17 protein-coding genes and 1 tRNA gene are annotated in these 14,654 nt (G+C 71.3%); 8 read left to right on the forward strand and 10 right to left on the reverse strand.

Annotation, left to right across the window (positions count from 1 at the left end; all coding sequences use genetic code 11):
• Positions 1-5: 5 nt before the first annotated feature.
• Together HPS36_RS12090 and HPS36_RS12095 are read right to left on the reverse strand one after the other, a co-directional pair.
• Positions 6-398 carry a DUF1648 domain-containing protein gene (locus HPS36_RS12090; protein WP_173230335.1) on the reverse strand — a complete coding sequence of 131 codons (393 nt, stop codon included), beginning with the start codon at positions 396-398 and terminating at the stop codon, positions 6-8.
• 98 nt (positions 399-496) lie between these two features.
• Positions 497-571 (reverse strand) — tRNA-Arg (locus tag HPS36_RS12095).
• Positions 572-671: 100 nt separating this feature from the next.
• On the opposite strand from HPS36_RS12095, the gene HPS36_RS12100 reads away from it, so the two are divergent.
• The gene (locus tag HPS36_RS12100) at positions 672-1,286 is read left to right on the forward strand and encodes an AAA family ATPase (protein ID WP_173230336.1); all 615 of its coding nucleotides are present in this window, start codon (positions 672-674) and stop codon (positions 1,284-1,286) included.
• Positions 1,283-1,735: an RNA-binding domain-containing protein gene (locus HPS36_RS12105; RefSeq protein WP_053772703.1), complete on the forward strand. Its 453-nt coding sequence runs from the start codon at positions 1,283-1,285 to the stop codon at positions 1,733-1,735. Before HPS36_RS12100 ends, HPS36_RS12105 begins: the two co-directional genes overlap by 4 nt.
• A 44-nt stretch (positions 1,736-1,779) precedes the next feature.
• Here HPS36_RS12105 and HPS36_RS12110 read toward each other — a convergent pair whose 3' ends face one another.
• From HPS36_RS12110 to HPS36_RS12125, 4 genes are all read right to left on the reverse strand, one after another.
• On the reverse strand, positions 1,780-2,373 hold the full coding sequence (locus HPS36_RS12110; RefSeq protein ID WP_173230337.1) for a transporter: 594 nt from the start codon (positions 2,371-2,373) through the stop codon (positions 1,780-1,782).
• Positions 2,374-2,480: 107 nt separating this feature from the next.
• Positions 2,481-3,074 carry a GNAT family N-acetyltransferase gene (locus tag HPS36_RS12115; protein ID WP_173230338.1) on the reverse strand — a complete coding sequence of 198 codons (594 nt, stop codon included), beginning with the start codon at positions 3,072-3,074 and terminating at the stop codon, positions 2,481-2,483.
• 130 nt (positions 3,075-3,204) lie between these two features.
• Positions 3,205-4,125, reverse strand: a complete 921-nt coding sequence (locus tag HPS36_RS12120; RefSeq protein ID WP_173230339.1) for a DMT family transporter — start codon at positions 4,123-4,125, stop codon at positions 3,205-3,207.
• A gap of 115 nt (positions 4,126-4,240) precedes the next feature.
• A complete protein-coding gene (locus HPS36_RS12125) occupies positions 4,241-4,900 on the reverse strand; it encodes an ArsR/SmtB family transcription factor (RefSeq protein WP_137715983.1) in 660 nt (219 codons plus the stop codon).
• A gap of 149 nt (positions 4,901-5,049) precedes the next feature.
• On the opposite strand from HPS36_RS12125, the gene gpmI reads away from it, so the two are divergent.
• Both gpmI and HPS36_RS12135 read left to right on the forward strand, forming a co-directional pair.
• Positions 5,050-6,573, forward strand: coding sequence for a 2,3-bisphosphoglycerate-independent phosphoglycerate mutase (gene gpmI / locus HPS36_RS12130; RefSeq protein ID WP_173230340.1), 1,524 nt, complete (start codon positions 5,050-5,052; stop codon positions 6,571-6,573).
• Positions 6,574-6,636: 63 nt separating this feature from the next.
• A complete protein-coding gene (locus HPS36_RS12135; RefSeq protein ID WP_173230341.1) occupies positions 6,637-7,779 on the forward strand; it encodes a thiolase family protein in 1,143 nt (380 codons plus the stop codon).
• Between the two features lie 317 nt (positions 7,780-8,096).
• Here the strand turns inward: HPS36_RS12135 and thiL are convergent, their stop codons facing one another.
• Positions 8,097-9,011 (reverse strand): thiamine-phosphate kinase, encoded by a 915-nt coding sequence (thiL, locus tag HPS36_RS12140; RefSeq protein ID WP_173230342.1) that lies wholly within the window; start codon positions 9,009-9,011, stop codon positions 8,097-8,099.
• A gap of 304 nt (positions 9,012-9,315) precedes the next feature.
• On the opposite strand from thiL, the gene HPS36_RS12145 reads away from it, so the two are divergent.
• The 4 genes from HPS36_RS12145 to HPS36_RS12160 are packed head-to-tail and all read left to right on the forward strand — an operon-like array spanning position 9,316 to position 11,882.
• On the forward strand, positions 9,316-9,657 hold the full coding sequence (locus HPS36_RS12145; protein WP_173230343.1) for a hypothetical protein: 342 nt from the start codon (positions 9,316-9,318) through the stop codon (positions 9,655-9,657).
• Complete coding sequence (locus HPS36_RS12150; RefSeq protein ID WP_173230344.1) at positions 9,654-9,917, forward strand: hypothetical protein; 264 nt, start codon at positions 9,654-9,656, stop codon at positions 9,915-9,917. Before HPS36_RS12145 ends, HPS36_RS12150 begins: the two co-directional genes overlap by 4 nt.
• A gap of 4 nt (positions 9,918-9,921) precedes the next feature.
• Positions 9,922-10,962, forward strand: a complete 1,041-nt coding sequence (gene aceA, locus HPS36_RS12155; protein ID WP_173230345.1) for an isocitrate lyase — start codon at positions 9,922-9,924, stop codon at positions 10,960-10,962.
• The gene (locus tag HPS36_RS12160; protein WP_173230346.1) at positions 10,962-11,882 is read left to right on the forward strand and encodes an HpcH/HpaI aldolase/citrate lyase family protein; all 921 of its coding nucleotides are present in this window, start codon (positions 10,962-10,964) and stop codon (positions 11,880-11,882) included. The genes aceA and HPS36_RS12160 overlap by 1 nt, the downstream gene beginning before the upstream one ends.
• 20 nt (positions 11,883-11,902) lie before the next feature.
• Here HPS36_RS12160 and HPS36_RS12165 read toward each other — a convergent pair whose 3' ends face one another.
• The 3 genes from HPS36_RS12165 to HPS36_RS12175 form a co-directional block, all read right to left on the reverse strand.
• Positions 11,903-13,162, reverse strand: coding sequence for a CaiB/BaiF CoA transferase family protein (locus HPS36_RS12165; protein WP_173230347.1), 1,260 nt, complete (start codon positions 13,160-13,162; stop codon positions 11,903-11,905).
• A gap of 111 nt (positions 13,163-13,273) precedes the next feature.
• A complete protein-coding gene (locus tag HPS36_RS12170) occupies positions 13,274-13,438 on the reverse strand; it encodes a DUF7838 family putative zinc beta-ribbon protein (protein WP_173230348.1) in 165 nt (54 codons plus the stop codon).
• 98 nt (positions 13,439-13,536) lie between these two features.
• Positions 13,537-14,520, reverse strand: a complete 984-nt coding sequence (locus tag HPS36_RS12175) for a nucleoside recognition protein (RefSeq protein WP_173230349.1) — start codon at positions 14,518-14,520, stop codon at positions 13,537-13,539.
• Between the last annotated feature and the right edge of the window lie 134 nt (positions 14,521-14,654).

Here is a 14,654-nt window from a genome sequence, read left to right on the forward strand (position 1 = left end):
CCGGCCTACCGCATCTCGAACCAGACGGCAACGGCCACTAGCCCGCCCGCCAGCGCCAGCGCGATCGGAACGATCGGCACGTCGTAGCCGAGATTGACCCCGAACACCAGCAGTTGTACGACGAACAGCAGGAGCATCGCCAGGGAGCCGACGATGCGCTCGCCGACGTCGGCGCCGGTCACCTCGAACAGCACGCTCACGAACACGACGATCGCGGGCATCATCAGGACCGCGACCGGCTTCCCCACGACGTTGTCTGCCTCGCCGGCGGCGTTCCAGTGGATCGCCATCTGGTCCGGGAGCGCGCCGTACAGGACGACTCCGAGCGCCAACAGCGCCGCGGTGACGAGCCCCGCGACCGCCCTCTGACGGGCGAGGAGTCTGGCTGGAGGGTTCATGTGAACAGGCGACGGCGGCCCCGAATAAATACGTTATTCGCGCGAAACGAACGCCGCGTTCCGTCACTCGGAGCGCTTGATTCCGTTCAGCAATTTCACGAGCACGGTGGGATTCGAACCCACGACCATCGGATTAGAAGTCCGACGCTCTATCCTGGCTGAGCTACGTGCCCCTATCGTCTCCTGATCCCCCGTGTCTAAAAAACGCCCGCGGTTCGCGCCGTCGGCGGGCCAACAGCAGACATAAGTCCGCGAGCGGAGTAGCCGCCGGTAATGAACGTCATCGGAACCGTCGGCCTCCCCGGCAGCGGGAAGGGGGAGGCGGCGAACGTGGCCGAGGCCGCGGGCATCCCCGTCGTCGTCATGGGCGACGTGATCCGCGCCGAGTGCCGCCGCCGCGACCTCGACCCGGCGCAGCACCACGGGCGGATCGCGCAGGCGCTCCGCGAGGAGGAGGGCGACGACGCGATCGCCGCCCGGACGCTCCCGCGGATCCGGGAGGCGGCGGCCGAGAGCGACCGCGACGAGACGGTCCTGGTCGACGGGCTCCGGTCGACAGTCGAACTCGACCGCTTCCGCGAGGCGTTCGGCGACGACTTCACCCTCGTCGCGATCCGGGCGCCGTTCGAGCTCCGCGCCGAGCGGCTGGGCGAGCGCGGCCGCGACGACTCCGACGCCGACCTCTCGGCGCTGCGCGAGCGCGACGCCCGCGAGATCGACCTCGGGCTCGGCGAGACGCTCGACCGCGCCGACGTGGAGATCGACAACACCGACAGCCTCACGGCGTTCCGCGAGCGCGTCCGCGAGGTGCTGGGCATCGACGGCGAGGCGGCCGACCGCTCCGACGGCGGCGCCGAGGCGGCCGAGGCCGGGGGTGACGGCGCGTGATCTACAGCGTCGACGTCCGGATCGAGGCGCCGGTCCACGACACCGAGGTGACCGACCGGGTCGCGGACGCGGTCGCGAACGTCTTCCCGGACGCCGAGCCGGCCCACGAGGACGGGCGGCTCGTCGCCGAGACGCACAGCCTCGACGCCTTCTCCGACGTGCTCCACGAGCAGGAGATCCTCGACACCGCGCGCCGCGTCTTCCGGCAGAACCGCACCGACGAGGGGTTCGCCTTCTCGCTGAAGAAGCAGGCGGCGCTCGAAGGCGTCGTCAACTTCGCGGTCGGCGAGCCGGACGAACTGGGCGAGATCGACGTGGAGGTGCGCGTCCGCGAGCCGGACGTGGAGTCGTTCATCGACTACGTCGCCCCCGAGACCGACGAGGGACAGCCCGTCGACCCCGTTCGCGAGTACGGCGACCGCTTCGACCCCGAGGACGAGGCGTACTGACTCCGGGGCGGGCGAACTCGAACGGAACGCGCCTGCGGTCCGGCTCAGTTAATCAGGAGCGACGACCCCGCGCCGCCGAGCGCGCCGAAGGCGGCGGGGTAGACGGCGCCGGCGAGGAGGACGGCGGTGACGACGTCCGGCGCCACGCTCCCGTCTCCGACGGCGTACCGGAACAGGAAGGCCCCGATCAATGCGAGCGGGAGGTAGCCGGCCGCGACGAGCGCCCCCGAGCGGGCGCCGTCGAGGGGGCTATCCGCCTCGGCGACCCGGCCCGCGACGAGCCCGCCGACGAGCAGCAGGACCGGCGGGACGACGAACAGGAACCCGGCACCCTCGGCCTCCATCAGGAGGTTACGCGACTGCGTGCCGCCGAACAGCGCGGGGAACACGGTCTCGACGAAGTGGGCGTTGTAGAACATCCAGCCCGACACCTGCCACGCCGAGATGGGGTCGTTCCCGAACAGCTCGGCGAGGAAGTTGAGCCCCGACAGCCCCTCCTCGATCCGACCGCTCTGCGTGAGGTAGACGGACAAGTAGCCGAGGAGGTAGGCGGCGGCGCCCGCGACCGCACCGCCGATCGCCTCTCGGGCCGTGCTCGGACTCGAACCGGTCGTCCCACCGGGCGGTGACGAAGACATGCGCCCGGTATCGTTTCGGGCGGCGTAAGTGTTTGTTGGGTCGAGACGGAGTCGAAATTTGGCGGTTATCCGGCCGAGCGACGCGTTCGGAGGGTTTTCCCGACCGATCAGGCGGTCGCCTCTCGCCACTCGGCCTGCGAGATGGTGTACCGGACCTCGTCGTGGACGCTGCCGTCGGCGAACGTCAGGCGGTTCCGGAGGCGTCCCTCGCGGCGGCCGCCGAGCCGGTCGACGTACTTCTCGATGGCGCGCCGCGACTGCTCGTTGTCGGGGTGGTGGCTCACGGCGACGACTTCCAGGTCGAGGTCGTCGAACGCCACCTCGACGAGCGCGGCGGCCCGCTCGCCGGAGTAGCCGCGGCCCCAGAACCGCTTGCGGAGCCACGTGCCGAGGTTCGCCGTCCGCGTGTCCCAGTCGACGCCGAAGCCGCCGAAGCCGGCTATCTCGCCGGCGCCGTTCTCGCCTTCCCGGGGGCGGATTACGTAGCTCGCGGCCTCGCCGTCCTCGAACCGCTCGCGGCCGCGTTCGAGGAACTCCAGCGTCTCCCGCTTCGTCTCGTGGGGGTCCCACGTGACGTACTCGGTCACCTCGTCGATGCCGGGGTCCGACGAACAGATCCGATAGCACTCGTCGAGATCGACGGTCTCGGGGCGTCGCGCCTCCAAGCGGAGTCGGTCCGTCTCGATTACCTCGGGGAACATGTCAGACGACTCGTCTCCGTCCGAATAAATCCTGTCGGGGGCGCGAGAGGGCGTGTCACACCCGTCGGTCCGGCGACGGCCCCACGACGATTCGGCCGGCGATCGGGCGTCGCGAACGTCGGCGAACCGCTCAGCCGGTCACGCCGGCCGCCCGCAGCTCCTCGCGGATCGCGTCGCGTTTCACCAGCGCGAAGCCGACGCAGATGACGAGGAAGCCGGCGACCGTCGTAGCGGTGATCCCCTCGTCGAGGACGAGCCACCCGACGACGGCCGCGAACACCGGCGCGACGTAGGAGACGAGGTTGATCTCGATCGGCCCCAACCGGTCGAGCAGGTCGAAGTAGATGAGGAAGCCGGCGCCGCTGGCGACGACCGAGAGGTACGCGAGCGCGAGCAGCGACTCCGTCGTCCAGACCGCGTCGGCGACCGACTCGCCGATCGCGACCGAGACGAGGTGGGTGAGCCCCGCGCCGAGCAGCATCGACCACGCCTCCATCGTCTCGATGGCGATGTCGGCCTCGGAGGCCCGGGAGAGCACGGAGCCGAGCGCGAAGGAGGCGGCCGCGAGCAGGACGAGCAGCTTCGCGACCGTGCCGCCGCCCGTCAGGTTCGCGGGGTCGGGGTTCGCGAGGACGACCGCGCCGACCAGTCCGATCGCGAGGCCGAGCGCTCCGACGGCGGTCAGCCGCTCCGCGGGCAGGAAGGCCCGGGCGAAGACGGTGGTCAAAAGCGGCGAGAGGCTGACGATGACGGCCGCGACGGCGCTCGTCACCGCCGGGTCCGTCTCGCCGACGAACAGGAAGGAGTGGTAGGCGGCGATGATGAACACGGCGCCGGAGGCGACCTCCAGCCACGCGTCCCGGCCGCGCGGGACGGGGTCGTCGACCGCGTACGCAGCGTACGCGAGCATCACGACCCCCGCCACGTCGTACCGGAACGCCGCGAACAGCACCGGCGGGAAGTACGTCAGCCCCGCCTTGATCGCGACGAACGCCGAGCCCCAGACGGCGGCGAGGACGAGGAACAGCGAGAGGTTTCTGAGACGGCTCACGTCGGCCCTCTTCCCGGGTCGGGCCAAAAGCTTCCGAAAGCGGCCCGGTTCGCTGGTTAGGACGACCGGGGGTCGAGCGCGACGCGGCCGCCGAGGCTCGGGGGACGGCCGACCGTCAGCGGACTCGATACCCGTCGGCGTCGCGGGCGATGACGCCCACGTCGGAGAGCCGTCGGAGGGCGCTCTCGACCGTCGACTCCTGTGCGCCGACCTCGTCGGCCACCGCCGCGGGGGTGCCGTCGGTCTCGACCACCGCGGCGATGACGGCGGCGAAGAAGCGGCTGTCGGCCTGCCCGCCGAGCCGCTCGTCGATCTCTGCGAGGGCGTCCTCCACGCGGCCCTGGACCCACCGCTGGGCGAGGGAGAGCTCGCGGTCGAGGTCCTGGAGGCGCGCGAACTCCTCGGCGAGCTCCGCGAGGTCGCCGGTCGCGCCCGACCCGTCCGGCGCCTCGATCGAGAGGTGGGGGCAGCGCCCGGACATGTCGAGGCTGTTCTTCGCCGGGTACGCGCTCTTCGCGCCGAACCCGTACGGCGAGACGCTCACCTCCAGGCGGAGGCTGCGCGCGATCCGGAAGTACTTCCGCCGCTGGTCGTCCGTGGTTGACTCGACGACGCCGGCCTCCTCCAGCTTCCGCAGGTGGTCGATCACCGCTTTCGGGCTCACGTCGAGGTACTCCGAGATCTCCGTGACGTAGCAGGGCTTGGTCGCGAGAAGCCGGAGGATACGCCGGCGGTTCTCGTTACCGAGGAGATCGAGCAGTACCGCGGAGTCCATTAACGTGTGGTTAGCGTCGAGCCGATAAAAGGTTGGCTTCCGGCGACGGGCTGTCGGGGCGCGGATCGACCGATGGAGCGGCCCCGCCGGGAGCGCGGCGAGACGCCGCCCACCGAAGGGTAGTTACCCCGCGGGCGGCACGCGGGAGTATGGAGACGGCACTCGTCATCCTCGACGGCTGGGGGCTCGGCGACCACGACCGCCGCGACGCCGTGAAGGCGGCCGACACGCCGACGTTCGACGCGGCGACGGACCGCGGGGCGGACGGCCGCCTCGTCGTCCACGGACGTCGCGTGGGGCTCCCCGAGGGACAGATGGGCAACTCGGAGGTCGGCCACCTCAACATCGGCGCCGGGCGAGTGGTGAAGCAGGCGTACACGCGGATCACGGACGCGCTCGCCGAGGGGTCGCTCGCGGACAACGACGCGATCGCGGACGCGCTCGACCACGCCGACTCGACCGGCGGCCGAGTCCACTTCATGGGACTGGTCTCCGACGGCGGCGTCCACTCGGACGTGGAGCACCTGCTCGCGCTGATCGACGCCGCGGCCGACGCGGGCGTGCCGGCGACGAGCCACGCGTTCACCGACGGGCGCGACACGGCCCCGGAGATCGCCGACGGGTTCCTCGCCGACGTGACCGCGGAGGCGGACGAGCGCGGGACCGGCCACGTCGCGACCGTGACGGGACGGTACCACGCGATGGACCGCGACGAGAACTGGGAGCGCACGAGGAAGGCGTACGACGCCATCGTCTCGCGCGAGGCGCCCCACGAGGCCGAGAGCGCCGTCGCGGCCGCGAGGGAGGCCCACGCCCGCGGCGAGACGGACGAGTTCGTCGAGCCGACGCTCGTCGCCGGCGAGCCCGCGCTCGAAGACGGGGACGCGGTGGTCTTCTTCAACTTCCGCGCGGACCGCGCGCGGCAGCTGGTCCGGATGCTCACCGGAACCCGGCCGGCGTGGGAGTTCGACCTCGATCAGCCCGACGTGCGCATGACGACGATGACCGAGTACGACGAGACGTTCGAGTTCCCGGTCGCGTTCCCGCCGGAGATCCCGGCGAACACGATCGGCGAGGTCGTCGCGGACGCGGGCGGCACACAGCTGCGGATCGCGGAGTCGGAGAAGTATCCCCACGTCACCTACTTCCTCAACGGCGGCCGCGAGGTGGAGTTCCCCGGCGAGATCCGGACCATCGTCGAGAGCCCGGACGTGCCCACCTACGACCGCCAGCCCGAGATGTCCGCGCCCGAGGTGACCGATGAGGCCGTCGAGACCATCGCCTCGGAGGACCCCGACCTGCTCGTCCTCAACTACGCGAACCCGGACATGGTGGGCCACACCGGCGACTTCGACGCGGCGGTCGAGGCCGTCGAGGCCGTCGACGAACAGCTCGACCGGCTGCTCGACGCGGTCGCCGACGCCGGCGCGCACGCGGTCGTCACCGCCGACCACGGCAACGCCGACGACATGGGCACGGCCGACGACCCGCACACCGCGCACACGTACAACCCGGTCCCGTTTGTCTACCTGACGCCCGACGGCGACGACGGGGGACGCAGGGTCCGCGAGGACGGCTCGCTCTGCGACATCGCGCCGACGCTCCTCGACCTGATGGACCGCGACCGGCCCGCGGAGATGACCGGCGAGAGCCTGCTCGCGAATAAACGATAAACTTCGGAGCGATTCCCGCCCGTTCCACGGCGTTTTAATACGGCGTCTGTCCTGCTATCTTTCATGACAGACGAGACCACGCCCGTGATCGCGGCCGCGTACCGAACGCCGCAGGGGAAAGACGGCGGCGTCTACGAGGACGTCCGCAGCGAGGACCTCTCGACGACGCTCATCGACCACGCGCTCGAAGAGACGGGGCTGACCAGTGACCACGTCGACGACCTGATGTGGGGGGTCGCCCAGCAGCGGACCGAGCAGGACAACAACGTCGCGCGCGTCATCGCCCTCCTCTCGGAGCTGGGCGAGTCGGTGCCCGCCACCACGATCAACCGCTGGTGCGCCTCCTCGATGCAGGCGGTCATCTCGGCGTCGGACGCGATCGCCGCGGGCAACCGCGACTGTATCATCGCCGGCGGCGTCGAGAACATGAGCCGCGTCCCGATGGACGGCGACTCCTACCAGCACCTCCACCCCGAGCTCTCGGAGCGGTACAACCTCTTCCAGCTCCAGATGGGGATGACCGCCGAGAAGGTCGCCGAGGAGTACGACGTGAGCCGCGAGGCGCAAGACGAGTACGCCGCCCGCAGCCACCAGCGCGCCGCGGAGGCCACCGAGTCCGGCCGCTTCGACGACGAGATCGTTCCCGTCGAGACTGAGGACGGGCTCGTCGAGGAGGATGAGGGCATCCGCCCGGACACCACCGCCGAGAAGCTCGCCGACCTGCCGCCGGCGTTCACCGGCGACGGCAGCGTCACCGCCGGGAACTCCTCGCAGATCTCGGACGGCGCGTCGCTCACGGTCGTCACGAGCAAGGCCTTCGCCGAGGAGCACGGGCTCGACGTGCTCGCCGAGGTCGGCACCAACGCGGTCGCCGGCGTCGACCCCACGGTGATGGGGATCGGCCCGGTGCCCGCCACCCGCGGCCTGCTCGAACGCGCCGGCACGGACATCGACGACTACGACCTGGTCGAACTCAACGAGGCGTTCGCCTCGCAGTGCGAGTACTCGCGGCGCGAGCTCGGCGTCGACGAGGACAAGTACAACGTCAACGGCGGCGCCATCGCCATCGGCCACCCGCTCGGCGCCTCGGGTGCGCGCCTCCCCGTCACGCTGCTTCACGAGATGCAGAAGCGCGACGCCGAGCGCGGCCTCGCCACGCTCTGCGTCGGGTTCGGGCAGGGCGCCGCGATCGAGTTCATCCGGTAGGCGACCCACGAGACGAATTTTCCGCCGCGGCGCGCCTGCGAGCGGCCGCCCCCGGCGGCCGCGAGCCAGCCCGCGAGGGAGTCGGGCGGCCGGAGCGAAGCGGAGGCCGGCCGACGAGGCTGGGGAGGCGTGAGGTGCTGTGCGGGCGGGACTCGAAGGGGCGGCCGTGAGGCGTGCGCAGGTGACGCAAGGACCGCAACGAGGAAGCGAACGAAGTGAGCGACCGAGTGAGGACCGCAGCGAGCGTGCGCACGCCTCACGGCCGGGGCTTCGGAGGTGTCCGTGTCGATCGCTGATCCGCTCCTGTCGTCGATCGCTTATTCGTCGCCGTGCGTGAAGCCGCGGTCGGGTAGCGGGTCGCCGTCGGCCGTGACGCGCGGCCCCCCGTCGTCGCTCGGCTCGTCGACCACGCGCCCGATCCGCGTCAGGCCGGCCGGGCACGCCTCCGCGGCCGCCTCGAACTCCTCGTCCGGCATCGCACAGAGCAGCTCGAAGTCCTCGCCGAAGTGCGCGGCGAGTTCGAACCGCTCCGCCGACCCCTCGGCCACCTCCTCGACCGCGGGATGGACCGGGACCGCGTCCCGCTCGATTTCGATCCCGACCCCGCTCGCCTCGGCGAGCTGGTGGCACGACCGCGCCAGGCCGTCCGAGGAGTCCATCATCGCGGTCGCGCTCTCGGCCAGCGCGACCCCGTCAGCGACCCGCGGCGTGAACCGGAACAGTTCGTTGGCGCGCTCGACCGCCGCGTCGTCCCCCTCTTCGAACAGGCGCAGCGCGGCCGCGGACCGCCCCCACTCGCCGGTGACGCAGAGCGCGTCGCCTGGCCGCGCCCCCGACCTGGTGACGGCTCCGGCCTCGGTCACGTCGCCGACCGCGGTGGTCGCCGTCGTGAACTCGACGTGCTCGTCGAGGTCGCCGCCGACGTACTCGGCGTCGACCGCCTCGCAGACGTCGACCGCGCCGGCGACGAACGCCTCGAGGTCGTCCCGGTCGAACGCCTCGTCGGCGTAGACGGCGACCGCTGCGCGCGCCCTCGCGCCGGTCGCGGCCACGTCCGACAGCGACGCGCCGACGGCGCGCCAGCCGGCGGTGTAGCGCGTCGTCCCGGGCGGGAAGTCGGTCCGCTCGTGGAGCATGTCCGTCGTGATGACCGTTCCGTCGACGACGGCGGCGTCGTCGCCCGCGTGCGGGAGGTCGGCCGCGAGGGCCCGGAGGGCGTCGCGTTCGTTCACTACCGACGCTCGGCGCGGCGAGGGCAATAAGCGATCGGTCCGGGCGGCGGGACCGCCGACCGCCGCTCGGCGTCGGCGCCGAGGGCCGTGCGGTCGGGCCGTTCGCCGCGTCTATGGGTCGTGTTGCCATGGAACATTTAATCGGGTAAAACAACATAACGAATATTACCATTATCAATCATTATGTTTATTACTCCCTCTCGAGTCGTCCCAGTCGCAATGGCAGTATCCGTACACGGACACGCAGCGACCCGACGCACCGAGTCGATCACCATACGACCGCCCCAACCGCCCACACGACCCGATGACGACACCTAACGACACGCCCGACGACACGACCCGACGCACCGACGGCACGACCGACGCGGACTCGACGACCCGTACCGACCGCCGGACGGAGTCGAGTACGACGACACCTTCTCCCCGGACCATCCCCGGCCGCACCCCGATCACCGAGGAGGCCGGCGCGCCGCTGGTCCCGACGATCACGACCAGGCGAGCCACCGGAACGCGGTCGCCCGGTTCGACGCCGGCGACCGAGACCCGCGGGCCGACTCGCCCGCCGACGGACGACGAGCGCGACGCGCCGCTCGTCCCCGACCTACGTCCCGCCTCGCGGACGCGGACGGACGGGGGGTCGCGATGACGGCGAACGCCGCGCGCCAGTCCCGGGACCGCTCGACCGGATCGCCCGCCGAGGGCTCGTTCCGCCGCGCCGTCCCGATGGCCGGGACCGGCGACGGCCCCCGACCCGACCCCACGACGTTCGCGCCGAGCGCTCGCGGCGACGGCGAGCGTCGCGGCGACCGACGCGCCGCCGCTAACCGACGCTCGACCGACGGCCGCCGCGCCGGCGAGCGCCGGGCGACGACGAACCGCACCGCAGCCGACGACCCCACGCAGTAACCCGATGAATCCCAACGAACTCGACGACGACGTCTTCACCAGAGATATCGACAACCCGGCCGGCCGCCGACTCCGCGAGCTGTTCGACGAGCAGGAGTACACGTTCGCGCCCGGGATCTACCACGCCCTCGACGCCCGCCTCGCGGAGATGGCCGGGCTCGACGCGGCCTACATGAGCGGCTACTCGACCGTCCTCGGCCAGTTCGGCTTCCCCGACCTGGAGATGGTCACGATGAGCGAGATGGTCGAGAACGCAAAGCGCATGGTCGAGGCGACGAACCTCCCCGTCATCGCCGACTGCGACACCGGGTACGGGGGCGTCCACAACGTCCGGCGCGCGGTCCGCGAGTACGAGAAGGCCGGCGTCGCCGCCGTCCACATCGAGGACCAGACCTCGCCGAAGCGCTGCGGCCACATCGCGGGCAAGCAGATCGTCTCCCGCGAGCAGGCCCGCTCGCGCTTCGAGGCCGCGGTCGACGCCAAGCAGAGCGAGGACACCGTCATCATCGCCCGCACCGACGCGTACGGCTCCGCCAACGGCGACTGGGAGGAGCACCTCGAACGCGGCCGGATCTACGCCGACGCCGGCGTCGACCTCGTCTGGCCCGAGATGCCCGACCCGTCCCGCGAGGACGCGGTCGAGTACGCCGAGACGATCCACGAGACCCACCCGGACCTCGATCTCGCCTTCAACTACTCCTCGTCGTTCGAGTGGGGCGCCGAGGAGGACCCGCTCACCTTCGAGGAGCTGGGCGACCTGGGCTACCAGTACATCTTCATCACGCTGTACGGGCTCCACTCCGGCGCGCACGCCGCCTACGAGGACTTCGCGAACATCGCCGAGAACGACGAGGAGGCGCAGTTCGACCTCGAAGAGCGGTACATCGGCCACGAGACGGAGAGCCACCACGAGCTCTCCTTCGTCCCGCGGTACCAGGAGGTCGAGGCCGAGTTCGACCCCGAGGCCCGGCAGCGCCAGGAGGAGTCGGCCGGCTTCACCGAAGAGGAGAGCGACCCGATCACGGCCTCGGAGGGCGACGACTGATGGGCGGACCGGACGACGTGACGCTGCGGCGGAGCCAGCTCGCCACCCCCGGCTCCGACCCGAAGATGATCGAGCGGGCGCCAGACTCCGGCGCCGACGAGGCGTTCCTCGACTTAGAGGACTCCGTCGCGCCCGCGGCGAAGGTCGACGCCCGCGAGAACGTCATCGAGGGCCTGATCGAGTACGACTGGTCGGACACCCGGCCCTGTTACCGGATGAACGGCGTCGACACCCGCTGGTTCTACGACGACGTGATCGAGGTCGTCGGGCGGGCGGGGGAGTACCTCGACACGATCATGGTGCCGATGGCGAACAACCCGGAGACGGTCGCCACCGTCGACAACCTCCTGACGCAGGTCGAGGCGAACAACGACCTCCCCGTCGGCGATATCGGCCTCCAGGCGCAGATCGAGTCGCCGGAGGCGATGACGAAGGTCGCCGATATCGCCCGCGCCAGCGACCGCCTGGAGTCGCTCGTGTTCGGCCCCGGCGACTACACCGCCAACGTCGGCGCCGCCGGCCTCACGATCGGCTCCGGCGGCGGCTACCCCGGCCACTACTGGCACTACCAGCTCGCGCGCATCGCCCACGCGGCGAAGGCGCAGGGCCTCCAGGTGATCGACGGGCCGTACGCCGAGATCGAGGACGCGGAGGGGTTCCGCGACTCCTGCCGCTGGGCGAGCCAGCTGGGCTGTGACGGCAAGTGGGCGATCCATCCGAGCCAGATCGAGCCCGCCAACGAGACGTTCGCGCCCTCGCCCGAGGAGGCCGAGAAGGCGCGCCGGATCGTCGACGCCTACGCCGAGGCGAAGGAACAGGGGAAAGGCGCCGTCTCGGTCGACGGCGAGATGGTCGACGAGGCGACCGACAAGATGGCCCGCGGCATCGTCGCGCGCGCCGAGCAGGCCGGGATCCTCTGAGGCCCCGGCGCGCGCGCCGCTCACTCCCTGTCCGCGATGGCGCCGAGGTCCCGGAGCTCTTCGATGTCGCCCTCGCCGTAGCCGTACTCGCGCAGCACCGACTCCGTGTGTTCGCCGAGCGCGGGCGGGTGGCGGCGGACCGTCGTCGGCGTCCGCGAGAAGTGCATCGGCGAGCCGGGGAACCGCACCGTGCCCGCGGTCGGGTGCTCCGCCTCGGCGAGCATTCCGCGCGCCTCGATCTGGGGGTCGTCGAACACCTCGCCCACGTCGCGGACGCGGCTCGCGGGCACGTCGTGCGCTTCCAGCCGCTCGACCGCCTCGTCGGTCGTCATCGCCGCGAACGTCTCCTCCAACTCGCGTTCGAGCTCGTCGCGGTTCCGGACGCGCCCCTCGTTCTCCTCGTACCGCTCGTCGGCGAGCAGGTCTGGGCGGTCGATCGCCTCGCAAAGCGGCGGCCAGAACCGGTCCGACGAGCACGCGACGACGACGAAGTCGTCCGCCGTCTCGTACGCCCGGTAGGGGACGATGTTCGGGTGCTTGCTCCCCATGCGCCCCGGGGGCTCGCCGCTGGCGAAGTAGTTCGTCGCCATGTAGCTGGTCCAGGCGGCCTGCCCGTCGAGCAGGCTCACGTCTATCTTCTGCCCGCGGCCGTCGCCGAGCTCGCGTTCGAGCAGCGCCGCGAGGATCGCCTGCGTCGCGTACATCCCGGCGCCCACGTCGGCGAGCGCGACCCCGATCCGGACCGGCGGGCCGCCCTCGACGCCCGTGAACGACATGAACCCGCCCCGCGCCTGCATCATGATGTCGTAGGCGGGCTTGTCGCGGTCGGGCCCCCACTCGCCGTACCCGGAGATGCCGCAGTAGACGAGCCCCGGGTTCTCCTCGACGAGGTCGCCGTAGTCGAGGCCCCACTCGGCGGTCTTGCCGACGCGGAAGTTCTCGACGAGCACGTCGGCCTCGCGCGCGAGGTCGCGGACGACGGCCCGGCCGGCCTCGGTCGTCAGGTCCAGCTGGATCGACCGCTTGTTGCGGTTGACGCTGACGTAGTAGGCGCTCTCCGCGCCCTCGTCGCTCTCGTCGTCCCCCTCGCTGAACGCCGGAGGGACCCACGTCCGGGTCTGGTCGCCCGGGCCGGGCCGCTCGACCTTGATGACCTCCGCGCCGAGGTCGCCGAGCTGCATCGTGCAGAACGGGCCGACGAGGACGCGCGAGAGGTCCAACACGGTGAGCCCGTCGAGCGGGCCCGCGTCGCCCTCGGGCTCTCGCGCCTCACCGACCACGCGGTCTCGCCTCCGCTGACCGTCGCCGTATCCGGTTCATGCGATCCGGCACAGCCGCCGGGGTACTGAGTGTTGCGGCGTCGCCGCGGCCGACGGAAAACGAGCGTCGCCTCAGGCCGCGAGCGTGTCGATACCGTCGATCTCGACGTAGCCGTAGCCGCAGTCGGAACACCGCCACTTCGTCTTCTCGCCGAGGTGGAGCGTCATCGCCGCGGTCCGGTAGAACGAGCGAGTCTCGCCGCACGCGGGACAGTCCACGTCCTTTTCGAGCGCCATGTGCGCCGATCGGTCCGGGCCGGTGTTGAACCTACTGATCCGACCGCCGCCGTCGAGCGCGGTCGGTCGCCGCGGCCCGCGCCCCGACGAGCCGCCCCTCACCACACCGGCGCCAGCAGCAGCGCGACCGTCGCCGAGATGAAGACGAGCTTCAGGGCGGTGTTGACGACGATCACCTTCGTGCCGAACGAGGGGCCCCAGATCCCGTACTGGAACGGGATCGAGCGCCGGAACGTCGAGACGGCAAAGGAGAGGATGCTCCCGATGAGCAGCGACGCGACCGCGGTGCGGGTGGTGAAGACGCCGGCCTCGGTCCCGGCGAGCGTCGCCGCGCCCGCGGTCGTGTCGAGCGTGAACACCGCGATGACCGGCACCGCGGCGCCCGGGAGTCCCAGCACGCCCGTGATCGGCTCGGCGACGCTCGTCAGCGCGTTCACGTCGTAGGTGGTGACGATCCAGATGACCAGCGTGTACACGACGGCGAGCCGCGGCACGATCCGGCGGAGCGTCCCCCACGACTTCTCGGCGGCGTCACGGACGCGCTCGCGGTCGGTCCGGTCGTCGGCCTCGGGACCGGTCGCGTCCACGTCGGCGAGCGCGGCCCGGTCGACGTTCGACTCCGAGAGGAGGAGTCCCCCCGCGACGACGCCCGTGACCGAGATCAGCAGCGCGATGCCCGCGCGCGCGCCGACGTAGACGGCCCCGGTGGTGACGCCCAGGATCGGGATCAATACCGGCACGTAGTAGGTGAACACGTGCTGGACGAACCCGAAGAACGTGTTCATCACCACGGCGACGAGCGTCGCCCGGTCGTCGAGCAGGCCCGCCTCGCGGTACTCCGCGAGGGTCGCGTAGCCCGCGGTCGTCGACGCCGCGGTCGTGAGGATCGCCGTGCCGACCTCGTCCGGGAGATTCGCGGGCCGGGTGAGCCATCCCGCGATCCCGGCGACGTACCGGACCAGCCCGAACGCGACGGCGACGTTGGCGGCGAAGACGCCGCCCGCGATGAACGCCGTGATCCGCGCCAGCCGGGGGACCACCTCCGCGAGCAGGACCGAGAGGTCGGCGGCGACTGACTGCACGAACCGACGTACGCGAGGGGCGCTCAAATGGGCGTCGGAACGCGCGCTCGTTCTCACCGCGTCGGAACGGCGACCCGGCGTCGGCGCGCGGAGCGAGAGCGGCGGCGCGCGGGGCTTATGTCCCGCCGCGGAGA

The sequence above is a fragment of the Halorubrum salinarum genome, assembly GCF_013267195.1.
Taxonomy (GTDB): Archaea; Halobacteriota; Halobacteria; order Halobacteriales; family Haloferacaceae; genus Halorubrum; species Halorubrum salinarum.